Raw genomic sequence first — 22,552 nt, forward strand, 5'->3', positions numbered from 1 at the left:
ATCGCTCAGCGCCCCATTGCCGCCAGCCCTGCGGCAACAATTTTGGCGATGCTCGGCAAGGCGGCCTCTTCGAGATGTCTCGCATAGGGAACCGGCACCTCCTCGCTGCAAACCCGCAACAAGGGTGCATCAAGGTTCCAGAAGCCCTGCTCGACGATCCGCGCCATGATTTCCGCCGAGAGGCTGCCCGAGCGCCAACCTTCATCGACGATGACGCAGCGCCGCGTCTTGGCAAGACTGGCAAGGATGGTAGCATCGTCGAGCGGGCGCAGGACGCGCAGGTCGATCACTTCGGCGGCGACCCCATCAGATCGGAGTTCTTCGGCTGCGGCCAGCGTCTTTCCCAACGATCCGCCATAGGTAACGAGCGTGAGGTCGCTTCCCTCGCGTCGGATCTTCGCGCGATCGATATCTACCACAACCGGTTCGGCGACATCGGCGCTTTCATTATACAGGAGTGCGTTTTCGAAGATCAGCACCGGGTCAGGGTCTTCAAGCGCGGGGCCGAGCATTCCGGCCGCATCCTCCACTGTCGCCGGGGCAAGCGCGCGGATGCCGGGAATATGCGCATACCACCCCTCGAGACTGTGCGAGTGCTGAGCGGCAAGTTGTCGTCCGCCACCGGTCGCCATGCGGATTACCACGGGCACATTGAATTGCCCTCCCGACATGTGCCGGATTGTCGCGGCATTGTTCATGATCTGGTCGAGCGAGAGCAGCGAGAAATTGCAGGTCATCACCTCGACGATCGGGCGCATTCCGCCCATCGCCGCACCGATACCCGCTCCGGTAAAGCCGCTTTCTGACAGCGGTGTGTCGCGGATGCGCTCGGGGCCGAATTCGTCAAGAAGGCCTTTCGATACGGCATAACACCCGCCGTAATGACCGACGTCCTCGCCCATCAGAAAGACGCGGTCATCTTCCTGCATCGCCTTGCGGATGGCACCGCGCATCGCCTCGCGATAGGTGAGCGTGGTCATATGCGCTTCTCCGCGCCGGCATCGCGCATGAGGTCCTCGACCGGCTCCCAGGTGCCAGCCTCGGCGAATGCCACCGCTTCGGCCACTTCCCGCTCGACCTCCGATTCAACTTCCTCGACATCCTCGTCGCGCAGTCCCCCCGCGCTCAATGCCCACTTACGGAAACGCAGGATCGGACCTTTGCCCTTCCACTCCTCGACTTCTTCCTTGGCGCGGTAGAGCTGCGGATCGTACATGGAGTGCGCGCGAAAACGGTAGGTGCGGCATTCGAGGAAATGCGGTGCCCCGGTTTTGCGGATTGCCGCGACGGCTCGCCGCGAAGCCACTTCCACAGCGACAACGTCCATCCCGTCGACCGGTTCGGAGGTCATGTTGTAACTGGCAGCCTTGGCGCTGATGTCCGTTTCGGATTCGGACAGTTCCAGAGCTGTCCCCATGGCGTAAAGATTGTTTTCGCACACGAAAAGCACAGGCAATCGCCACAAGGCGGCGAGGTTGAGACTTTCGTGGAATTCGCCCTCTGCGGCGGCGCCTTCACCGAAGAAGCAGGCTGTCACCCGGTCGCGACCAGCGAGCTTGTCCGCAAGCGCGAGCCCGACCGCGATGGGGAGGCCACCGGCGACGATAGCATTTCCGCCGTAGAAACGCGTGGCCGCGTCGAACAGATGCATCGAACCGCCGCGACCCCGGCTGCACCCCTCCTGCTTGCCGTACATCTCCGCCATGATGGCATTGGCGCTAACGCCTTTGAGCAGCGCATGGCCGTGCTCGCGGTAGGTGGCGACCACCGCATCGTCGGGGTCGAGTGCTTCCATTACGCCCGTCGCAACCGCCTCTTCGCCGATATAAAGGTGCAGGAAGCCCCGGATTTTCTCCTGCGTGTAAAGTTCGGCGCATTTCTCCTCGAAGCGGCGAATGCGCAGCATCTGGTGCAGGAGCTTGCGGCAATGCTCGCGATTGAGATGAATCTTGGTTGTCCTCTCGCTCATGCGACTTTTTCCAAGGTCGATGTATCGCCTTCGGGAAGGCCCAGCTCGCGTGCCTTCAAGAGCCGCCGCATGATCTTGCCGGAGCGGGTGCGCGGCAAGTCATCGGCGATCTCGATCTGGCGCGGCGCGATCGCTGCACCCAGTTTCTTGCGCGCGTGGCCGAGCAGCTCGCGCCGCAAATCTTCACTCTCCTCGAACCCAGAGTGTAGCGTGACGAAAGCCTTGACGATCTCGCCAGCCCGCTCGTCGGGTACGCCGATCACCGCCGCTTCGGCCACCGCCGGATGTTCGACCAAGGCGCTTTCGACCTCGAACGGACCGATCAGGTGACCAGCGGACTTGATCACATCGTCGGCGCGTCCGACGAACCAGAAATATCCGTCGTCGTCGCGCATCGCCAGATCGCCGCTGAGATACCAGCCGTCGCGGAAGGACTTCTCGTAACGCTCCTGTTGGCCGAGATAGGTGCGGAACATCGACGGCCAACCTGGACGCAGCGCGAGATGTCCCGGCAGCATCGGCTCGTCGATCACGCGCACCATGTCCCCATCAGTGTCGAGGATCGCAGCTTCGATGCCTGGAAGGGGCTTACCCATCGATCCGGGCTTCACGTCCATCGATGCGTAATTGGCGATCATGATGCCGCCGGTCTCACTCTGCCACCAATTGTCGTGGAAGGGCATGCCGAACACCTCGTTGCTCCACACGACCGCTTCGGGATTGAGCGGTTCGCCCACGCTCGCCAGAAAGTGCAAGTGCGAAAGGTCGTATCGCCGCGCGATCTCCGCGCCGGCGCGCATCAGCAGGCGGATGGCGGTAGGCGCGGTGTACCAGACGGTGACCTCCTCGCGTTCGAGCAGCGCATACCAGCGCTCGGCATCGAATTCGGCTTCGTCGATCACCATTGTGACCCCCGCACACAGTGGGGCGATGATGCCATAGGATGTTCCCGTGACCCACCCAGGATCGGCGGTGCACCAGAAGACGTCGTCCTCCCTGAGGTCGAGCGCGATGCGCCCGGTTGCGTTGTGCATCACTACCGCTTCGTGAACATGGACCACGCCCTTGGGCTTGCCAGTCGTTCCGCTGGTGAAATGGAGTAGCGCCACGTCTTCCGGATCGGTCTGAACGCATTCAAAGCGAGGCTCCGTTTCAGTCAATGCCCTTGTGAGGTCAATCGTGCCTGCGGGTGGCTGTTCGGCGCTCGGGGTCAGGAAAACATGCGTCAAATGGGGCAGATCAGCGCGCGCCGCGGCCACCTTCTTTTCGTAATCGCGCGGTGAGGCGAGAAGCACATTGGCCTCGCCGATCTCCAGGCGCGAGCGTACCGGTTCGGGCCCGAATGCCGAATAGAGGGGGCAAAAGACACCGCCCGCTTTCAGCGTCCCGAGAGCGGCGATGTACAGTTCAGGCGCGCGGCCTAGCAGGGAATAGACCTTCGTACCTTTGCCAAGCCCATGATTCGCCAGAATCCGCGCAAACCGGTCGGTTTCGCGCTCCAGATCGGCATAGGTGAAGCTCTTGCGCTCACCATTCTTGCCTATCCAGCGGATCGCTTCCTTCGTGCCGCGGCCTTCGACCACATGACGATCGACCGCTTCGTAGCCGATATTGAGCCAACTGCCTGCTTCGCTATCCAGCCAGTCCCTGAAGGTATCCCAGCCTATCGTGCTGCTGGCGCTATCGTAGTCACGCATGACCGCCGCGCGTTTTGTTTGTTCGGATTTACGGATGGGCTCGTAGGGCAAAGCGCTTTTTCCCTGATCGCGGCGTCGTTGTCTCGCACGGTGATGAGCCCTCGTTCCTCGCGGGTAACTACGGAATGTCCCGAGGTCGCGCTTGCCAACACCGAAAAGGCCCGCGCTTATCTCATCTGCTGCTCGGCTCGTCGCTCCTTTACGGGAGGTTGCGTATAGAGCCGGTGGCTCCTCGCGCCGCATTGTCGGTTGTGCAGGAAGGGCGCGTCTGCCTTTTCGAAGGAGGAACAGATGTACGCCAGCCGCGAACCCGCACCACAAAAGACTGAGAACCTGCCCCCGGTTGGCAGGACGGCTGCCGTTCAATTTGAAAGAAACGAGCGGATTGCGAAGGTTCGTGCCGCGCTTGTTGGCGTGTCTCGATGAGACCCCTCATGCCAGAACCGTGGGGGCCCACGCTGTCGCAATTGCCGGAAGCCTCGCTCTAGAGGTCGTGGCTGCGCGAGTGCTTCCCGAAAGTCGGTCATCGGGCATACCGGCCGATCCCATTGCCTGGCAGCTCCGCCAGCATTCGCATCGCAAAGCCCTTCAGGAGTTGGCCAATGAGGTCGGGGTTTCGCGCGATACTGCCGAGGTCCTTCTGACCGGGGAGCCCGCCGACGAACTCATCGATTGGGCCGATACGAATGGTGCTGCACTCATGGCGCTTGCAACGCATCGCAATTTCAATCGAACCGGCCTTGGCTCGACGGCCCTGCACATTCTCGAACATGGCACGGTTTCGTTGCTTCTCGTGCCACCAAGGCATGAGCAATCCGCGGCTCGGTATAAACGCATTGTGGTTCCGATCGACGGTTCGGCGCGTGCCGAAAGCGTTCTGCCGGTGGCTCTGAGGATTGCGCGCACCCACAATTCCCAACTCGTCCTTTGCCATGTGGTGCCGCGTTTGAGCGGTCTCAACACATTTTCCTCGGGATCATCGAGCGAACTGAGCGCAGAGATCGAGCGGCAGAACGAACGCCATGCTCGCGAATCGCTCGAGCAGCTTCGCTTGCGCGCGATGGAGGACGGGATCGATGTGCAGGTTCGCATGCTTGGTCCCGACGATCCTCGCCATGCCTTGTGCCGAATGTCCCATGAATTGGAGGCCGACCTCGTCATCATTTCGTCGCACGGAGCAACGGCATTGAGCGATATCCCATGCGGCAGTGTCGCGGAATATCTCGCGAGCCATTGCGCGATGCCCGTGCTGATGGTGCGACCAAATCTGGTCACCGGATTGGGTCAAGACTCCTTTGACAGCGAGGGCCAGTCGGTCTTCCGCTTCGTTTAGTGGCTGACGCTCCTGAAAACCTGTCACCGCTGGAACATGTCGCGAATGAGCTCGGCCAGAGCCACAACATCACGAGGCAACCGGCCTCGCTAATCGGACTGTTGCGTGAACCCCGCGCGGTGGAACGCTGGTTCACCGCTGCGCGCATGGCATCCCGGAAACCGGCCCCCGAAGTCGCCAAAGCTGCTGAATGGCTGCTCGATAACGACTATCAGGTAAATCGGACCCTGCGGCAAATCCGAAAGGATCTGCCGCGCGAATTCTATGCAAAGCTGCCCGCTCTGGCGGATGGCGAAATTGAGGGGCCGCGCGTGTTCGTGCTCGCGCACGAATTGCTTCGTGCGACGCATTTGCAGCTTTCACTTGCCAATGCGGTCAGCTTCGTCCGCGCCTACCAGCGTCACCAGCCGTTGACGATTGCGGAGCTCTGGGCCTTCCCCACAATGCTCAGGATCGCCTGCGTCGAGATATTGGTCGCCGCGCTTACCCCAATGCTATCTGGAGAAGTGGAGGCTGATTTTCCGCTGTCGAGTTGTGCCAGTGAGTCGCAGTCGCTGGGCGCGACCGATCGGGTGGCAAGGTCGATCGCCAATCTTGCCGAATTGGCAGCGATACCATGGGAAGAATTCTTCGAACGGGTCAGCCTGGTGGATTCTATCCTTGGCGGCGATCCAGCTCAGGCATACCGCCAGATGGATTTCGAGACTCGCGACCGGTATCGCAGCGCCATCGAAGAAATCGCGGAGTGGAGCGGGGCCGGGGAAATCGAAGTGGCGGAGTCCGCGATCGCGCTGGCCCGCGCAAGGGGCGCCGAAACGGTTGCGCATCACGTCGGCTATTGGCTGATAGACGATGGGCGCCGCCAGCTTGAACGCCAGTTTTCAGCGAGACCCGGCTGGAAAGAGCGCGCAAGGCGGGCCATGCTCGATCATCCCGGGCGGTTGTTCAGTCTCGCCATGCTCTTCTCAGGCCTTCTATGCGCTCTGCTACCGGTTGCTTATCTGGCGCGGATCGAGGCTGCATGGCCCCAATGGGTCGCGGCCCTGCTGCTGAGCCAGGTGCCTGCATCGATCCTCGCCATCACTCTGGTCCACTGGTTCGTCACTCAGATCACCGAGCCGCGACTGCTTCCCAAGCTGGATGAGAGAGACGGTGTTCCCGGCGCTTTCCCGGTCACGATTACAGTGCCAGTCGTCATTGCGGATGCAAGTGAAGTCGCCGACCTTACTGAACAGATCGAAAAGCACTGGCTCGCCAACGCCGATCCCAGTGTTCAGATCGCACTGCTCGTCGATCTGGCGGATGCTCCCCACGAGGTCATGCCGTTCGATCACGCGATCATCGATGCGCTCAGAAAGGCGATCGAGAGCTTGAATGAAAAGTATCGGGAGGGCACGAGAACGCCGTTTAACCTGCTGATGCGGCCACGGCTCTTCAATGTCGGCGAAGGCTGCTGGATGGCTTGGGAGCGCAAGCGCGGCAAGCTCGAACAGTTCAATCGGATGCTGGTCGAAGGTGACCGCGCGCCGTTTTCCCTGATTCTCGGTGATCCGCTTGCGCTCGACACGACACAGTTCGTTGTAACAGTCGACGCCGATACGATGCTGCCGCCGCGTTCGGTTGCCAAGCTGGCAGGCGTGCTCGCCCATCCGCTCAATCGACCGCAGATCGATCGCGTCAGCGGTAGAATTCTTCGCGGATACTCGCTTATCCAGCCGAGGGTCGAGATATCTCCGGAAAGCGGGCGACGCACGCGCTTTGCAAGGCTCTTCACTGGCGAGACTGCGATAGACATATACAGCCGCGCCGTTTCAGATGTCTATCAGGACCTTTTCGGCTGCGGGATATTCGTAGGCAAGGGCATTTATGACTTGGGCGCTTTTCATGCGAGCACTCAGGGACGGGTCCCGGAAAATGCGATCCTCAGCCATGATCTTTTTGAGGGGGCACTGGGCCGCGCCGCGCTTGCAACGGACATCGTTCTCTATGAGGGGTTTCCGGCGACCTATAGCCAGTATTCGAAACGGCTCCATCGCTGGGTTAGGGGTGATTGGCAATTGCTGCCGTGGCTGATGGGCCGGGTTCCAGATGCTACAGGCAGGCTGGTGCGAAACCCGATACGCGGGATCGATCGCTGGAAAATACTCGACAATCTCCGGCGAAGCCTGGTCGCGCCGGGACTGGTTGCGCTTGCGCTCGCCGGATGGCTATTTCTGCCCGGCAGTCCTTGGTTCTGGACGGGTTTGGTGCTGCTGGCTCCGGCCGGCCAGCTGTTCATCGACCTGGCAAGCGGATTGGCGCGCGGACGGCGCAAGGGCTTGAGCTATGGCTTCTGGTCGAGGCTGGGAGATCAGTGCGGGCGCTGGCTGCTGTTCATAGTCTTCATGCTGCACGAAGCGCTCATGTCGCTGCATGCGATTGCAGTGACGCTCTGGCGGCGTTCGGTTTCGCACAAGCGCTTGCTCGAATGGGTTTCCGCTGCGCACATCGAAAGGAATGCCGACGGCGCCACTAATTCTGCCTATTATTGGCGCTCCATGGCACCATCGGTTGCGCTCGCGCTGGCGATGACGGCGGCGATCATCACGACTAGGCCCGAAGCGATATTGCCTGCCTCGCTGCTGCTGCTGTCTTGGATTCTCGCGCCGGAAATCACGCGGTTCATCGAGCAGGCACGGCGTAGCGAGGAGCCCGACGCCTCGCGCCTGGACACGGCATTCCTGCGACAATTAGCCCGCAAGACTTGGCTTTACTTCGAGACATTTGCAGGGCCGAGCGACAACTGGCTGCCGCCAGATAACTTCCAGGGCGAGCCGCATGAGGAGATCGCGCACCGGACCTCGCCGACCAATATCGGAATGATGCTCATGTCTATCGCAAGTGCGTGGGATCTGGGTTTCATCGGCAGGGCCGAAATGGCTGCTCGCGCGCGGAATGTATTCGACAGTCTCGCCCGGATGGAGCGGCATCGCGGACACTTTCTCAATTGGTATGAAACGCATCATTTGCGTCCGCTGGAGCCACGCTACGTCTCGACCGTCGACAGCGGCAATCTCGCCGCAGCCTTTCTGGTCCTCGCGCAAACGCTGCGCGATGCGAGCGACGATTACGCTCTTGAACCCCAACGCTGGGCAGGGCTGGACGATGTCATTCGCCTGGTCGAAACGCACGCCCATGCTCTTGCCGAAACGCAACGCCTGATCGAACGCCTTGATGCTCTTCAGCGAAATGCGCGAGAGATGAAACGTACCGGCGCAGATTTGCGCGCCGACCTGCGCAATCTGGTCAACCACGATCTGCCCGCGCTCGAACGTGAGGCGGACCAGGTCATGAACAGCCTGGCTGAGACCCAACCTGAAGAGGTTCGCGATCTTAATATCTGGACCGAGCGCCTGCATCATCACCTGCACGACATGCTGCGCGACGCATCCGGCGAGGTTCCGTTTGAAGCCGACCTTGATGGGCTCGCCGAGGAAGCGGAGCGGTTCGCCTGGGCCATGGACTTCGCCTGGCTCTACGACCGGGAGCAACGGCTGTTCTTTATCGGGCACAACGTTAGCACCGGGAAGACCGACACCCACCACTACGACTTGCTGGCTTCCGAAGCGCGGATCGCAAGCTTCTTCGCTATCGCCAAGGGCGATGCGCCTATCGAGCACTGGTTCCACTTGGGCCGCCCCGTGACGCGAGCAGGCAGCGGCCTTGCGCTGGTATCGTGGAACGGGTCGATGTTCGAATACCTGATGCCGCGGCTGCTGATGCCCGCAAGATTGGAAACCCTGCTTGGAGAAAGCGACAGGGTAGCTGTTGAAATCCAACGTCTTCATGGGGAACGGAGCAATACGCCTTGGGGTATCTCCGAATCAGCCTATGCCGCGCGCGACCCCGAACACCGCTTCCGCTACCGCGCATTCGGAGTGCCAGGCCTCGGGCTGCGCCGGGGACTGGCGCAGGACAGTGTGGTCGCGCCTTACGCCTCTGCGCTCGCATTGGCCGTCGATCCTGTATCCGCTCAGGAAAATCTCAAGTGGCTTGACGAGATAGGGGCGACCGGACGCTACGGAATGTGGGAGGCGATTGATTTCACCCCCGACCGCGCGCGTCCCGAACAGGCATTCGCCCCGGTCAACGCATTCATGGCGCATCATCAGGGAATGATCCTGTGTGCGATCGGAAATCTCCTAACAGGCGATGTTCTGGTCGATCGATTCATGCGCGATCCACGCATCGATCTAGTAACCTTGCTGCTGTCGGAACAAATCCCCCATGAACTTCCGGTCGAGATCGAGCGCCTTGAGACTTCCGAAAGCGGGGACGAGGCGCTCGGTGTCGAGCGTATCCGCCACGAGTGGACGCCTCCGGTCAGCAGAGATCCGCAGGTGCTGCTAATGGGTAATGGCCGCATGGCAAGCAGCATATCCACAGCCGGCGGGGGAGGGCTGCGCTGGCAGGGCCAGGCGCTGACCCGCTTTGTGGCCGATCCCACACTCGATGCGGAAGGGAACTGGCTGTATATCCGCGATGAGCATTCCGAACAGGTATGGTCCGCCACGTTTCAGCCTACCGGCGTTGAGCCGCAGGAAGAACACGTCTTGTTCCGCACACACTGCGCCGAGTTTCAGCGGCGCGAACGCGGAATATTCACTCGGCTCGAAGTGACCGTAGGCGCAAATGAAGACATCGAATTGCGCCGTCTGACAATCATGAACGAAACCGATCGGAGGCGTGTTCTGCGGCTTACGAGCTATGCGGAAATCGTCCTCGCGCCGCCGCTGGAAGACGAGCGACATCCGGCTTTCAGCAAGCTGTTCGTGAAAAGCGAAAGGATCGAAGAACCGGCCGCGCTGGTGTTCTCGCGCAGGCCAAGAAGACCCGAGGACACGCCGCCAGTGCTTCTTCAGGCGCTGATTGGGCCCGATGGCATTGTCGGCGATACGCTGTTCGAAACAGATCGCAGGGGATTCATCGGGCGAAATCGCTCGGTCCGCGATCCGCTGGGCGCATCGAGTCCACTGAGCGTACCGCTCTGGCTGGACGCTTGACCCGGTTGCGGCATTGCAGACGAAGGTGGAACTCGAGCCAGGGCAAAGCACTGAGCTTTGTTTGGTCACGATCGCCGCGGCCTCTCGGGCTGCGGCGCTCGACAGGCTGGACCGTCACGCCACTCTCGCGGCGATCCGGTGGTTGTTCGACGATGCTGAGATGGAAACGTCGCGCGCATTGCTTCGCGCCCGGCTCAATCCCGCCTCATTGTCGCTGGTCCACGCGCTGGGTTCGACCCTGACCTATCCAGGCGGCACGATGCGTTCGTCTTCGCAAACTATCCGCAGCAACCGACTTGGACAGTCGAGCCTTTGGGGAATGGCCATATCGGGCGACCGTCCGATCCTTCTGCTCAAGGGCGAGTTCGAGGAGGATTTATCGATCGAGTTCGTCGTCGGCGCGCATCAGATCTGGCGGAGGGCAGGGCTCGAGGTTGACGTCGTCATCCTGAAGACGATGGGATCGGCCTATCTCGAACCGGTGCGCGACGAGCTGACACAGTTGCTGCTCGAGATCGGAGCGGCTGAGATGCTTGGGCGTCAGGGTGGCTTCCATTTGGTCTTTTCCGACCAAGTCGGCGCGCAGCAAGTCCGTTTGCTCGAAGCCATGGCATGGGCCATTATCGATGGCGATGCAGGGACTATCGCCGAGCAACTCAGCCAAGCGACCGAACATCTGGAGGCACCCTCAATCCTGCCTTCACTCGACTACGAGCCGGAGCGCGAGCGTCCCCCAAACCGCCCCGATGACCTCATCTTCGACAATGAGTATGGGGATTCGCGCGCAATGGACGCGAATATGTCATTCACCTCGAACCAGGTATGTCTACGCCTGCGCCATGGGTGAACGTCCTTGCCAATGAGCATTTTGGCTCCTTGGTCACGGAATCGGGCGGCGGGTTTTCATGGTCGATCAACAGCGGCGAGTATCGCCTCACACCCTGGACGAACGATCCGGTTAGTGATCGTCCAGGAGAAACGTTATACCTGCGCGACGAGGAAACCAGCGATATATGGAGTGTGACGCCGAACCCGGCAGGAGACGATGCGACCTGCCAGATACGTCACGGGGCGGGTTATACCGAGTGGTTGCGCGCCTGTCGCGGGATCGAGCAGCGGATGCGGGTCTCGGTGGCAACCGAGGATCCGGTGAAATTGGTGCGCCTCACCTTGAGCAATCGGGGCGCGCGCGATCGGCGTATCACCGCCACATACTACGCCGAATGGCTGCTCGGCGCTCTGCCCAGCACCTCGCGCAGGCATGTCTCATGCCGTTTCGATGCCACGTCACAAGCCATTCTCGCAACCAACCCATGGAGTAGTGATTTTGCGGGCAGGGTAGCCTTCCTGACGTCCAATTACGATGTCCACAGCTTCACCACCGATAGGCAGGAATTCCTCGGTCGGTACCGGGCAATGTCGCCCAACCTGCGGGATTGAAAAGATGGGGCCTGAGCGGTGCGCAAACTGCAGGCGGCGATGCTTGCGCTGCCTTGCAGGTGCATCTGGACATAGTCCGCGGCGAGACGGTGGAAATCGTGTTTGTGCTTGGCGAATCGAAATCGGAAATCGCTGCGCTCGACATGGCGCGCAAGTGGCGAGCAAAGAATATGGCTAGACAATCCGAAAACGAGGTCGCCGGTCAATGGGATGACTTGCTGAGCTCGGTCGAGGTCTCCACTCCCGATCCCGCTTTCGATATCGCGGTTAATCGCTGGCTCCTCTATCAAAGCCTCTCATCGCGGATCATGGGCCGCACAGGCTTCTATCAGGCGAGCGGCGCGATCGGATATCGCGATCAGTTGCAGGATGTGCTCGCTTTCCTGATTGCCGATCCGCACCGAGCGCGAACCCATATTCTTGAATGTGCGGCGCACCAGTTCGAAGAGGGTGACGTGCTCCACTGGTGGCATCCCCCCACCGGACGCGGCGTGCGCACGCGCTGCTCCGACGATTTGTTGTGGCTACCCTATGCCGCCGCGCATTATGTCCATTCGACCGGCGACGTGTCGATACTGAAAGAAGACGTGGCCTTCCTTTCCGCGCCGCCGCTCACCGATCACGAGCACGACCGCTACGCCCAGTTCGAAGCGGCGGGCGATCCGCGCCCGCTGATCGAACATTGCGAAAGGGCGCTCGAAAAAGTGGTCTTGGGTAGCCACCGCCTGCCGCTGATCGGGGCAGGGGATTGGAACGACGGCATGGACCGGGTCGGTGACAAGGGACGCGGCGAAAGCGTTTGGCTCGCGTGGTTCGCTGCGGTTTGTGCTGCCTCGCTCGCGCAGTGCGAGCGCTTGCTTGGGCGCGAAGCCCAGGCGCGCCATTGGGCACACCGGGCCGCGACATGGCGCAGAAATGCGGAGGAAAACGGATGGGATGGGGAGTGGTATCGCCGTGCCTATGACGATGAAGGCGCGCCACTCGGTTCGCACGAGAATGATGAGTGCATGATCGATTCCATCTCACAGTCATGGTCGGTCTTCGCTGGACGCGCCTCTCAGCGCAGCCGGACGGCATTGCAGGCGGCGCTTCGCGAATTGGTGGACGATGACGCGCAAATCGCCCGCCTGCTTTGGCCCCCGTTCGATCAGGCGATGCATGATCCTGGCTACATCAAGGCCTATCCTCCGGGAATTCGCGAGAATGGTGGGCAGTATTCGCACGCCGCAGCATGGCTTGGTCTTGCGCTTGCCCGAACCGGCCAGGGCTCCCACGCCTATCGCATCTTCAACATGCTGAACCCGATCCAGCACGCTATGACCAGAGACGATGCGGACACGTATCGGACCGAACCATATGCGCTGGTTGCGGATATCGGTTCGACCGGAAGCTATCGCGGACGCGGCGGGTGGAGTTGGTACACCGGGGCGAGCCGCGTGGACATGGCGGTTGGCGACCGAAGGCATTCTCGGCCTCACACTGCGCAACGGCAAGCTCCATGTCGCGCCCTCGCTTCCAGATGGCTGGGACGGCTATAGCGCGCGGCTGAATTATCGCGGGGGAACGATCGAGTTGAAAGTCACCCAGATCGGACAGGCGGCCGGACGGGTGCGTGCCCGGCTGAAGGTCGATGGACAGGTGCAAGATCGAGAGGATGTGACCTTTCCGCCGCCTGGTAAGGTCATCAGGGTCGAGGCGGTTATTGAGGGCTCTAGCGAAGAAAATCAGAGTCTTGAGGCCATGTCTCTGTAAACCGCCGCTCTGTTGTCCGCCGCGACAGTTAGCTGCGGAACCATACGTATTCCGTTCTGGCAGCGAGCGGGCAACCTTCTCGTCGCACGCTCGATGGAGGGCTGTATGACTAGACACCCCGTGACTTTCGCAAATCGGAAGGCTGCCGGACGCGCGCTTGCACGCGAGCTTTCGTCGCGCGAATGGCCCGATCCGGTCATACTCGCTCTACCGCGCGGAGGAGTCCCGGTTGCATACGAAATCGCGCACGAGTTGAGCGCGCCGCTCGATCTGGTGATGGTGCGAAAACTCGGGGCGCCCGGCCACGAGGAATATGCCATTGGGGCGGTTGTCGATGGTGACAATCCCGAAGTGGTGCTCGACGAGAAGGCGAGCCGCGGCTTCCGGCGCGAGCGAGGCTTACATCGCGCATCAGATCGCCGCGTCGCTCAAGGAAATAGGCCGCCGCCGGGCAGCTTATGGGCTCGACGCGCCGCCTCATCTGAGAGGGTGCACGGCGATCATGGTGGATGATGGGATCGCCACGGGCAGCACGGCCAAGGCAGCGCTCAAGGCGATCCGCAAATCAGGGCCTTCTCGTATCGTCCTTGCGGTCCCGGTGGCGCCGCCGGACGCGATTTCGGAATTAACCCCGCTATGCGATGAGATCGTGTGCCTTTCGCAGCCGCGAGATTTCTACGCGGTGGGGGCGCATTACGAGAACTTCGGGCAAACGAGCGATATCGAAGTCGTACGATATCTCGAGCTTGCCCGCCGAGATGCAAAACAGGAAAGCCGATGATCGGCCACAATTGTGTTGACCGGGCAAGAGCCTCGTCCCGCAGCCGTCCAGGCGCTGATTTGCCCTTCACAAGTGTGAGGCGGAAACGAAAGCTGGGCTTGCGGGGGTTTACCTAATGAACAGGCAGAGCGGGACGCATACCAGTATGGTATGACTGCTCGCCACGCTCGCCTTCTAAACTATCTCCAATTCGAGCGGCTCCCATGCGAAACGGCACTCCTTGTCGATGCGATAGATGCTGCGATCGGGCACCTCTCGCCAGTGCTCATGGCTGATCGGTTCGGATGCGACCACAAGTGCACGGTATCCTGTGCGTGGATCGTGATGGACATGCGGAAATCCGCAGATTTCGCAATCGTGCACACCCACGCGCTCGACGTAATGGAGCGGCCGTCCAATGCGCGTGCCGATCATCTCTTCCCCATCCATCAGGATCAGGTTGAGACCAAGACGCGCCTGAGGATCGATCGCTCGTACATGAGCAGCGAGCCAGGCGGCGACGTCCCGCACGATGTCGAAAATCGGTCGGTGCGGAGAGACGATCTGCCGCGCTCGGATAAGATGCAGTACGTGTTCGCTATCGGTCTGGCCGACGATCGACACTCGGCGGTTGTCTGGGACCTCTTCGAGAAGCACGGGGCGGATCAGGTCGAAATGCGGCACCGTCCCGTTGTGCGCGAGCACCCAGCCTCCATCGACAAAAGGATGCGTGTTCGCAAGGCTGGGGGCACCCACTGTGGCGCGCCGGACATGCGCCAGGACCTGCTTCGAATAGACCCGCGCTGCGGCTCTTCGAAAGTGTTCGCCATGATATGCCGCCCAGGCCTGTCTTTCGATGTGCGGCCCGCTCTCTTCAAAGGTCGCGACACCCCACCCGTTCGCATGGCTCTTGCCCGATCTGTCCGCTTCGCTCTGCACCATGAGCGCGTTTTGCGCATGCACGAGCGTGCATTCGACCTTTGTGGGCTCGGTCGCCCGAAATCCATAGAGACGGCACATGGCGCGCTTTCTCGTTCCTCGATCGCTAAGCCGATATCCGCAATTGTCCGGATATCCGGTTCATGAGCGACGTTGTGCGAGAGCTGTTCGACGAGTTCCAGCGCGATCACGAGACGCTGGGACGAGGGTTGCATGCCATTGCTTCGGCGCTGCGTGCCGGCGATGATGGTCAGGCGACGGCGGCTGCGCGCGAGCTGGATCAATTAGCCGGAGCGCATATCGCTTTCGAGGAATGGCACTTCTATCCCGAGCTGCGCAGGTTGCTTGGCGATGCGGAAGTCGATGCGTTCGAAACCGAGCATGTCCGCGGGGTGCAGGCGATCGCGCGGTTGGCGACGTTGAAGCCAAGCGAAAGTCTAACCGCAGCGCAGCGCGATGGAATGCTCCAAGATGTCGCCGCGATGCAGGCCCATACCGATGAGTGCGGCGAACATTTCGGCGCGCTCGGGCGCGTTCCACTGCCACGTCAGGAAGAGCTGCTGGCCTCGCTTAGGCAATTGCGTGTGCAGTCACCGACATGGACGTCGGTAGCCAAGGAGGGGCCGTCGCAATGAGCGTTGCCCCCGTTTCACCACAGTCGAAACTATCAAGCAGAAACTGGGTTTTTCACGAAGGTTACACGTCGTTTTTGAGCGCTGAAGAGAACGCGCATGTAAGCACGGTTGCGCGCCAGATGCTGCGCGAGGATCCTCGCCTCGGCCGAATTCCTCCCTTCGGGCCGCTTTGTCGGATTGGCCTCGTCGATGCCCCTTCGTTGCTGATCGAGGACCACAGCGGCATTCAATTGGCCCACGAGCGCGGTGTCGATCAAAGTTTGAGCTACCGCGCTGCGATGCTGGCGGGGGACGGCGATCTTCTGGTTGTTTACGGAGAGCGCGATGAGGATTTCGAGGCCTACTGCCGCGAGGTTCTGGGTCTGGGCCACGTTACTGTCGTTGCACCCCCAATCGCCGGTCCCGCACAGACACTGTCGCAGATTTGCCTCGAGGATGAGGACCTCATCGCTATGGCCTCGGACATCGCCCGGGAAGCTGGCGCGCTCAATTTCGTACCCTATATGGTGACCGGCGGCGTTTGGCGCCTTGCCAAAAGGATTGCCGACGACGCCCGGGTTCCGGTGCATGTGGCCGGACCCGGACCGACCCTGTCGCGAGCAGTCAACGACAAACTCTGGTTCTCGCATCGCGCCTCAATGCTTCTGGGCCGCAATGCCGTGCCGCACAATCGGACCGTTTATGGGATGAGCGCGCTTGTCGGTCACTTGCAGCGATTCGTAAAGGAACATCATGTCGTCGGGCTCAAACTGCCGAGCAGCGCTGCCTCGCTCGGCAACATGGTGCTCGAAAGCCAGCAATTCAGTGGAAAGCCCGCGACGATGATCGCAGCGCAGCTTGCCGAAGCGATCAACCAGCGCGGATGGGACAGCCCGTTTCCGCTTCAGCTGACGGCCTGGGAGGGGCCTCTGCTTGGAAGCCCTTCCGTACAGCTCTGGATCCCTATTCCTGCGGATGGCCCACCTATCATAGAAGCCATCTTCGACCAGCAGACAAGCGGGGAATCCGCGCGCTTCGTGGGCGGCGCTCCCAGCCTGCTGGGCGAGCGATTGCAACGCGAGCTCGCGCGTGAGGCTGCGTCGCTTGGAACGTTGTTCCAGAGTCTCGGCTATTTCGGGCGGTGCAGCTTTGATGCCGTGGTCGTGGGTAAGGGCGAAGCGCGTGCCGACCTTCACTGGGTCGAATGCAACGGGCGATGGGGCGGAATGTCGCTGCCCATGACGCTTGCCAACAGGCTGGTTGGCGATTGGCGCGAGCACGGATTTCTCGTCTTCAGCCACTTCGATCCCGATGGCGTTCCGCCTACGGTTTCGCAATTGCTCGACCGCTGCGAAGACCTGCTCTTTCGGCGAGATCGGCAAAGCGGCCTGGTCCTGTTGACGCCCGGACGGCTTCCCTATGGCGGGGTCGATTTCCTCGCTATCGCCGCCGACCAGAGTGCTGCGCAGCGATTGAGCGAACAGGCAATCGCGCGCCTCTCATCGCCCGCCTGACCATTGAACCTAATGCGCGCGTCATTGGAGCACGCGCGCCAACGCGTCGAGCCTAAGGGACATTACATATCTTACCACCAGGCTCGTTTGAGTAGCTGTGCTGTTGCGACCCGGGGGCTGGCTATTTGACGTTAGCCCCAAAACTCAAGGCCCTGCTCAAGCGCAGGGCCTTCTTGTAACTACCGAAGGGCGCGGAATATCCGAAGCATTTTTCCGCTATCCCATCTTCTATCCGCATTTGGCAGAAAGGCAGCGCTTGGCCGAACCTCGCTATGCGAGACCGTCGCTTTGAAGCGCCTCACGGATATCTACGTATGGCTGCGCGGACGTTCTCAGACCAATCAATGAGGGTCCCTTCAATGCTGCCGAGAATACGCAGGAGATTTTCAGGATGGAAGCCCGGATGGATGAAAATGATGCGGCGCTTGGCGCTGCAATTGCGCAAGTCGAACGCGCGATCGCAGGCGATGGCCTGCGTCCAGAAGTAAAGGCCTTCTTCGACGAGGCTACGTTTACGGTGACCTATGTCGTGTCCGACCCTTTAACGGGCGAAGCAGCTGTGATTGATCCCGTGCTCGACTTCGATCAAAGCTCGGGCCGGACATCGAAGACCTCGGCTGATAAAGTCATTGATTTCGTCAATGCGAACGATCTCAAGGTAAAGTACCTGCTTGAGACGCATGCTCACGCCGACCACCTTTCCGCCGCGCCGTACCTTCAGACACGCGTTGGCGGAAAGATTGCGATCGGTGAGAACATCACCATGGTCCAGCAGACGTTCGGAAAGCTCTTCAATGCCGGGGCCGCGTTCGTGCATGACGGGTCTCAATTCGACACGCTTTTCGGCGATGGGGACACATTCGAGATCGGTAACCTGCCCGTTTCAATCCTTCATGTCCCAGGTCATACGCCGGCTTGCATCGCCTACGTGATCGGCGACGCGGTGTTCGTCGGAGATACGATGTTCATGCCGGACTATGGCACTGCGCGCGCCGATTTTCCCGGCGGCGACGCCCGGCAATTGTTCCGCTCGCTGCGCCGTATCCTTTCCTTACCTCCGCAAACCCGGCTGTTCATGTGCCACGATTATCTGCCGCAGGGGCGTCAGCATCACGAATGGGAAACGACTGTCGGAGCGCAGCGCGAGCACAACATCCATGCCCATGACGGGATCAGCGAAGACGATTTCGTGAAGATGCGAGAAGCGCGCGATGCGACACTCGACATGCCGCGCCTCATCCTGCCTTCGGTGCAGGTCAATATGCGCGCTGGCCATTTTCCGGCGAGCTAGAGGAGAACGGGGTAACCTATCTTAAACTGCCGGTGGATGCGCTGTGATGGTTTCGCGCAAATCCACGGTGAGATCTGTGCAGTTTCGTACCTGCCGAGGTTCCGACCGCAAATTGGGATCGGAGCTGTGAAATGGAGGTTCGTGAGATTGATGGAGATTTTGCGGTTTCTGGCCAGTTTTCGCCGGAGAGTATGGCGCGTTTGGCCGAGCGGGGGTTCGTAGCTGTTATCTGCAATCGGCCCGATGCTGAGGAGCCGGGGCAGCCGGGGATCGACGTGATGCGCGCGGCAGCGCAGGATGCTGGCCTTGCCTTCCACCACATTCCGGTGAGTGGCGGCACCTTTCCCGAACCGGCGATCGCGGCTTTCCGCGCGGTTCGGCTCGGCACAGACGGGCCGATGCTCGCCTATTGCCGTACCGGGACACGCTCAATCACGCTTGAGACACTGGCAAACCCGCACAATCGCCCTTTATCGCGGCGTCTTCAAGATGCGCAGGTCGCCGGATACGATCTTTCCGCGATGGCCGATCGGTTTGGCGACTGAAGTGAATCATTGAGGAGCCCAGGCCATGGCCAAAGCAACAAATCATGAGGTGGTCATCGTCGGTGGCGGCGCAGCGGGTGTCGCTGCGGCTGCGTCTCTATTGAGACGCCGCCCCAGCCTCGATGTCGCGATTATCGAGCCTTCCGAAACGCATGCTTACCAGCCCGGCTGGACTATGGTCGGTGCAGGAGTGTTCAATCGCGAGGCCACGGTAAGGCCCATGGCCAGCGTGATGCCCAAGTGTGTGGATTGGCTCAAGGCAAAGGCCGCGAGCTTCCGTCCCGAAAACAATACGGTCACGCTCGCCGACGGGTCGACCATCCAATACGAAATATTGATCGTAGCACCCGGCATTCGGCTCGCCTGGGAGAAAATTGCTGGCCTCGAAGACACGCTTGGCGAGAATGGTGTGACCTCCAACTATCGCTATGATCTTGCACCCTACACATGGGAGCTGGTCCAGGGCCTGAAATCAGGCCGCGCGATCTTCACGCAGCCAGTCATGCCGATCAAGTGCGCCGGAGCACCGCAAAAGTCGATGTATCTGTCCTGCGACCACTGGCTACGAAACGGCGTTCTGGGCGATATCGAAGTCGAATTCCGCAACGCGGGCGGGGTTCTGTTTGGCGTTCAGGACTACGTCCCGGCGCTGATGGAATATGTTGAGAAGTACCACATCGGTCTCCAACTCGGCTGCGATCTGATCGCGGTCGATGGGCCTGCGGGATTTGCGACTTTCGAAAGCGAAGACGGCCAAGTGAACCACGAGTTCGACATGCTGCATGTAGTACCGCCGCAGGTCGCGCCGCAGTTTCTCGCTGATAGCCCGCTTGCGGCGGAAAGTGGTTTTGTCGATGTCGATCAGCATACGCTTCAGCATGTTCGTTACCCCAATGTCTTCGGGCTCGGCGATGCGGGATCAATGCCGAATGCAAAAACCGCGGCAGCTGCGCGAAAACAGGCCCCGGTGGTCGCGGTAAACGCCCTGCGTCAATTGGATGGCAAGGGACCTACTGCGGGCTACGACGGCTATGGGTCGTGTCCGCTCACAGTCGAGCGCGGCAAGATCGTGCTCGCCGAGTTCGCCTATGGCGGGAAACTGGCACCCAGCTTCCCGAAATGGCTTATCGACGGGACCAAAGCGCAACGTCTGTCCTGGGTTTTGAAAGCCGATTTTCTGCCATGGCTTTACTGGAACGGCATGCTCAAGGGTCGGGAATGGCTTGCCGGGCCGGGTAACATGATCGCGCAGTAATCGTGCCTTTCTCGGATACATCAGATCGATCCAACTTAGGAGGTTCCCTTAGTGAGGGCGCTCTCAATGGCAGCTAGCGCTTTCGGATCAAGGATCGACTTTCGAGGAGTTCTCGTATGAAAATCGCGACTGGTACGCTGGTGATGGCGCTCGATGGCAGCAAGCTGCAGCTGTTCAGGAACCAGGGGGACACTCGCAAACCTGTGCTTGCACCGATCGTTTCTGAGCAGAACGAAAATCCGCGATCAAGCGGTCAAGGTTCGGATCGTCCCGGCAGATCCTTCTCTAGCGCCTCACCCAGGCGTAGTGCGATGAGTGACATCGATCTGCACGACAAGAACGAGCAGGATTTCGCGCGCAGCGCTGTACAAACGCTTGACCAATATCAGTCGGAGGACGGCAGTCAGGTAATAGTTCTCGCATCTCCGTCTGCGCTTGGCGAGTTTCGCAAATGCTGCCCCGAGCGGCTCAAGCCCTCGATCATCGCGGAGATCGACAAGGATGTCGTCAACCACACACCCGAACAGATCGCCTCGATCATTTCTTCGACAGAGAATTGAGAGCGCATCCATTACGCTCGTTCTCGCTTCAACGGAGCCTAGGATGGCAACACAACCACCAGAGCCTGACCGGATCGAACCCAAGGCACCACCGGAACGCCCGGCGCGTGAGCCTGCTCCTGAGCCTGTTCGGCCACCGGAAACCGAACCATTGCAGCCTGACATTGATGAACCCGATATCTCTCCTGACGAGTTTCCGACGCCAGAGTAATCGCCACCCGCGACCGCTTCCAAAAATGGCGGACGGGATCAGTCGCACCTCCGATCGATGAAATTATAGCGAACGTCGTTTGCTTAGTCCTTGGCTTCGCTGAGCCAAGGCACGGTCGATATCCATAGCGTCGAGCAGATTGCGCTTGTTGACAATGCCTGCAAATCCGCCCCTCCGGTCCACGACGCCCACGATGGGTGCGCCATCCGAAATCATGTCAGCGGCTTTTTCGGCGCGGCAATGCATGGAGACTAAAGGTATGTCGGTGCGCATGACCTCTCCTGCCGTCTTCTGTTTCCCGGCATCGCTTGCATGCCGGATGACGTCGGAGCGCAGCAGAAAGCCACTGAGCTCGCCTTCGGAGGTGATGACTGGGAACTCGTCGCTATCAGAATGCAAGATCTCGTCGACCAAGCGGCTGATCGGATCGGTCTGGCAAAAAAGCGCGTGGCCGGTCACCATCACCTGCGCAACGGGAAGGCCGCCGATTGCATCGCGAATGCGCCCAACCTGCGCCTCTGAGGTCGCTGAGACGAAAACAAAGACGCTTATCGCAACGAGCAGGATGTTGCCCATGAAAAGGGCCACAAAGCCCAGGCCCACGGCGAGCATCTGGCCAATTCGTGTTGCGATGCTGGTCGCTTTGGTGTGCGGCAGGGCAAATGCAAGCAAAGCGCGCAGAATGCGGCCACCATCCATGGGAAAAGCCGGCAAGAGATTGAACAAGCCGATAATCAGATTGAAGATTGCAAGCTGCTCGATCAGATCGATTTGACCAAGCGAGAGATTCTGAACGGCTTCGATGGTCGGCCATCTCCCGAGCAGTAGAACCAGCAAACCAAAAAGCAGGAAATTCACCGCTGGTCCCCCAATGGCGATTGCAAGTTCTTTCTCCGGCTCGCTGGGAATTCGTTTCAACTTAGCGAGCCCGCCAATGGGCAGCAGAATGACCTCAGGCGTTTCGATCCCGAATTGCCGCGCAGCGCTTATGTGTCCGAATTCATGCAAGACGATACACACGAACATAAGGACAATGAGCAGCACAATATCTGCTGCCGCGCTCAAGCCCATCGAAACAAAGGCACCAACTGCAATGAACGTGAGCAAGAGCAGAAACGTCCAGTGCAGCCGAACCGATGTCCCTTTAATCGTGGCTATGGGCATGGAGCGCAGCATCGGCTGGTTATTGATCTTCACTCTGCGGTGCATCCTCGGGTGTTGTCTCCTCTTCGGGTACAACGCGCATCGGGGTGTCAGGCAAGTCGACTTCAACTCCGCCCTCTGGCGCAGTAGTCCACTCAGTGGAAGGCGGTTCGAGTTCAGGCTCCGGTGCTTGGTCTTGCCGCATGACGTCGGTGAAGAAGAATATGCCCCCGGCTATGATCAGTAATATGATCACGACTGCCCAGAACGGTGAGATTGTTGATTTATTGCCGGTTGCCATTGGAATGTCCTCTTGGTTGTGTCGGCACCTTTATCGTTGGTGAGCACCGAGCGGCTCATCCGGAAACCTCCGTAGTCTGATCAGTTAGCACGGGGCAGTGAGCGAAGACCCTGCTTCCGAGTCCCTTCTGGCTCGGTCGTTCGTGGGTTTCTGCTGAGTGCGCCATTGCTCGCCAATGGCCGCATC

At 60.3% G+C, this 22,552-nt stretch carries 20 protein-coding genes and 1 pseudogene; 15 read left to right on the forward strand and 6 right to left on the reverse strand.

Annotation, left to right across the window (positions count from 1 at the left end):
* Window positions 1–5 precede the first annotated feature (5 nt).
* The 3 genes from AC0L39_RS07140 to acsA are packed head-to-tail and all read right to left on the reverse strand — an operon-like array spanning window position 6 to window position 3,666.
* Complete coding sequence (locus AC0L39_RS07140; RefSeq protein ID WP_473261877.1) at window positions 6–980, reverse strand: alpha-ketoacid dehydrogenase subunit beta; 975 nt, start codon at window positions 978–980, stop codon at window positions 6–8.
* Complete coding sequence (pdhA, locus tag AC0L39_RS07145) at window positions 977–1,969, reverse strand: pyruvate dehydrogenase (acetyl-transferring) E1 component subunit alpha (protein ID WP_473261879.1); 993 nt, start codon at window positions 1,967–1,969, stop codon at window positions 977–979. The genes AC0L39_RS07140 and pdhA overlap by 4 nt, the downstream gene beginning before the upstream one ends.
* A complete protein-coding gene (gene acsA / locus AC0L39_RS07150; protein WP_473261880.1) occupies window positions 1,966–3,666 on the reverse strand; it encodes an acetate--CoA ligase in 1,701 nt (566 codons plus the stop codon). The genes pdhA and acsA overlap by 4 nt, the downstream gene beginning before the upstream one ends.
* A gap of 445 nt (window positions 3,667–4,111) precedes the next feature.
* Between acsA and AC0L39_RS07155 the strand changes: the two genes are divergently transcribed.
* From AC0L39_RS07155 to AC0L39_RS07190, 8 genes are all read left to right on the forward strand, one after another.
* Entirely contained in the window at window positions 4,112–4,999 is an 888-nt protein-coding gene (locus AC0L39_RS07155) for a universal stress protein (RefSeq protein ID WP_473261882.1), read from the forward strand.
* Window positions 4,999–10,041, forward strand: a complete 5,043-nt coding sequence (locus AC0L39_RS07160; protein WP_473261884.1) for a glucoamylase family protein — start codon at window positions 4,999–5,001, stop codon at window positions 10,039–10,041. The genes AC0L39_RS07155 and AC0L39_RS07160 overlap by 1 nt, the downstream gene beginning before the upstream one ends.
* Before the next feature lie 61 nt (window positions 10,042–10,102).
* A complete protein-coding gene (locus AC0L39_RS07165) occupies window positions 10,103–10,888 on the forward strand; it encodes a hypothetical protein (RefSeq protein ID WP_473262510.1) in 786 nt (261 codons plus the stop codon).
* Window positions 10,864–11,481 carry a hypothetical protein gene (locus tag AC0L39_RS07170; RefSeq protein ID WP_473261886.1) on the forward strand — a complete coding sequence of 206 codons (618 nt, stop codon included), beginning with the start codon at window positions 10,864–10,866 and terminating at the stop codon, window positions 11,479–11,481. The genes AC0L39_RS07165 and AC0L39_RS07170 overlap by 25 nt, the downstream gene beginning before the upstream one ends.
* Window positions 11,478–13,019, forward strand: coding sequence for a GH36-type glycosyl hydrolase domain-containing protein (locus tag AC0L39_RS07175; RefSeq protein ID WP_473261887.1), 1,542 nt, complete (start codon window positions 11,478–11,480; stop codon window positions 13,017–13,019). The genes AC0L39_RS07170 and AC0L39_RS07175 overlap by 4 nt, the downstream gene beginning before the upstream one ends.
* Entirely contained in the window at window positions 12,931–13,233 is a 303-nt protein-coding gene (locus AC0L39_RS07180; protein WP_473261889.1) for a glycosyl hydrolase family 65 domain-containing protein, read from the forward strand. Before AC0L39_RS07175 ends, AC0L39_RS07180 begins: the two co-directional genes overlap by 89 nt.
* A gap of 105 nt (window positions 13,234–13,338) precedes the next feature.
* Window positions 13,339–13,746 (forward strand): phosphoribosyltransferase family protein, encoded by a 408-nt coding sequence (locus AC0L39_RS07185; RefSeq protein ID WP_473262512.1) that lies wholly within the window; start codon window positions 13,339–13,341, stop codon window positions 13,744–13,746.
* Window positions 13,670–14,014, forward strand: a complete 345-nt coding sequence (locus AC0L39_RS07190) for a phosphoribosyltransferase (protein WP_473262310.1) — start codon at window positions 13,670–13,672, stop codon at window positions 14,012–14,014. Before AC0L39_RS07185 ends, AC0L39_RS07190 begins: the two co-directional genes overlap by 77 nt.
* A 174-nt stretch (window positions 14,015–14,188) precedes the next feature.
* Here the strand turns inward: AC0L39_RS07190 and AC0L39_RS07195 are convergent, their stop codons facing one another.
* A complete protein-coding gene (locus tag AC0L39_RS07195; RefSeq protein WP_473261891.1) occupies window positions 14,189–15,013 on the reverse strand; it encodes a class II glutamine amidotransferase in 825 nt (274 codons plus the stop codon).
* A gap of 62 nt (window positions 15,014–15,075) precedes the next feature.
* Here AC0L39_RS07195 and AC0L39_RS07200 point away from each other — a divergent pair, with 62 nt between their 5' ends.
* The 7 genes and pseudogenes from AC0L39_RS07200 to AC0L39_RS07230 all read left to right on the forward strand — a co-directional run bounded on the left by AC0L39_RS07200 (window position 15,076) and on the right by AC0L39_RS07230 (window position 20,922).
* The gene (locus AC0L39_RS07200) at window positions 15,076–15,567 is read left to right on the forward strand and encodes a hemerythrin domain-containing protein (protein ID WP_473261893.1); all 492 of its coding nucleotides are present in this window, start codon (window positions 15,076–15,078) and stop codon (window positions 15,565–15,567) included.
* A 74-nt stretch (window positions 15,568–15,641) separates the two neighbouring features.
* Window positions 15,642–17,060 carry a preATP grasp domain-containing protein gene (locus tag AC0L39_RS07205; RefSeq protein ID WP_473261895.1) on the forward strand — a complete coding sequence of 473 codons (1,419 nt, stop codon included), beginning with the start codon at window positions 15,642–15,644 and terminating at the stop codon, window positions 17,058–17,060.
* Between the two features lie 403 nt (window positions 17,061–17,463).
* Window positions 17,464–18,398: pseudogene (locus AC0L39_RS07210) on the forward strand (MBL fold metallo-hydrolase).
* An 84-nt stretch (window positions 18,399–18,482) separates the two neighbouring features.
* On the forward strand, window positions 18,483–18,896 hold the full coding sequence (locus AC0L39_RS07215) for a protein tyrosine phosphatase family protein (protein WP_473261897.1): 414 nt from the start codon (window positions 18,483–18,485) through the stop codon (window positions 18,894–18,896).
* Window positions 18,897–18,921: 25 nt separating this feature from the next.
* Window positions 18,922–20,151 carry an NAD(P)/FAD-dependent oxidoreductase gene (locus AC0L39_RS07220; RefSeq protein ID WP_473261899.1) on the forward strand — a complete coding sequence of 410 codons (1,230 nt, stop codon included), beginning with the start codon at window positions 18,922–18,924 and terminating at the stop codon, window positions 20,149–20,151.
* 143 nt (window positions 20,152–20,294) lie between these two features.
* The gene (locus AC0L39_RS07225) at window positions 20,295–20,711 is read left to right on the forward strand and encodes a baeRF12 domain-containing protein (protein WP_473262312.1); all 417 of its coding nucleotides are present in this window, start codon (window positions 20,295–20,297) and stop codon (window positions 20,709–20,711) included.
* 43 nt (window positions 20,712–20,754) lie between these two features.
* Window positions 20,755–20,922, forward strand: a complete 168-nt coding sequence (locus tag AC0L39_RS07230) for a hypothetical protein (protein WP_473261901.1) — start codon at window positions 20,755–20,757, stop codon at window positions 20,920–20,922.
* A gap of 63 nt (window positions 20,923–20,985) precedes the next feature.
* Here AC0L39_RS07230 and AC0L39_RS07235 read toward each other — a convergent pair whose 3' ends face one another.
* Together AC0L39_RS07235 and AC0L39_RS07240 are read right to left on the reverse strand one after the other, a co-directional pair.
* A complete protein-coding gene (locus tag AC0L39_RS07235) occupies window positions 20,986–22,119 on the reverse strand; it encodes a site-2 protease family protein (protein WP_473261903.1) in 1,134 nt (377 codons plus the stop codon).
* Entirely contained in the window at window positions 22,106–22,366 is a 261-nt protein-coding gene (locus AC0L39_RS07240) for a hypothetical protein (RefSeq protein ID WP_473261905.1), read from the reverse strand. The genes AC0L39_RS07235 and AC0L39_RS07240 overlap by 14 nt, the downstream gene beginning before the upstream one ends.
* Window positions 22,367–22,552 lie beyond the last annotated feature (186 nt).

The organism is Erythrobacter sp. K21-9, from assembly GCF_055808355.1.

Coding starts and splice junctions, on each gene's coding strand:
- pdhA (WP_473261879.1), bottom strand. CDS start 1,969: ATGAGCGAGAGGACAACCAAGATTCATCTCAATCGCGAGCATTGCCGC.
- AC0L39_RS07140 (WP_473261877.1), bottom strand. CDS start 980: ATGACCACGCTCACCTATCGCGAGGCGATGCGCGGTGCCATCCGCAAG.
- AC0L39_RS07195 (WP_473261891.1), bottom strand. CDS start 15,013: ATGTGCCGTCTCTATGGATTTCGGGCGACCGAGCCCACAAAGGTCGAA.
- AC0L39_RS07185 (WP_473262512.1), top strand. CDS start 13,339: ATGACTAGACACCCCGTGACTTTCGCAAATCGGAAGGCTGCCGGACGC.
- AC0L39_RS07230 (WP_473261901.1), top strand. CDS start 20,755: ATGGCAACACAACCACCAGAGCCTGACCGGATCGAACCCAAGGCACCA.
- AC0L39_RS07220 (WP_473261899.1), top strand. CDS start 18,922: ATGGCCAAAGCAACAAATCATGAGGTGGTCATCGTCGGTGGCGGCGCA.
- acsA (WP_473261880.1), bottom strand. CDS start 3,666: ATGCGTGACTACGATAGCGCCAGCAGCACGATAGGCTGGGATACCTTC.
- AC0L39_RS07225 (WP_473262312.1), top strand. CDS start 20,295: ATGGCGCTCGATGGCAGCAAGCTGCAGCTGTTCAGGAACCAGGGGGAC.
- AC0L39_RS07215 (WP_473261897.1), top strand. CDS start 18,483: ATGGAGGTTCGTGAGATTGATGGAGATTTTGCGGTTTCTGGCCAGTTT.
- AC0L39_RS07240 (WP_473261905.1), bottom strand. CDS start 22,366: ATGGCAACCGGCAATAAATCAACAATCTCACCGTTCTGGGCAGTCGTG.
- AC0L39_RS07170 (WP_473261886.1), top strand. CDS start 10,864: ATGTCTACGCCTGCGCCATGGGTGAACGTCCTTGCCAATGAGCATTTT.
- AC0L39_RS07200 (WP_473261893.1), top strand. CDS start 15,076: ATGAGCGACGTTGTGCGAGAGCTGTTCGACGAGTTCCAGCGCGATCAC.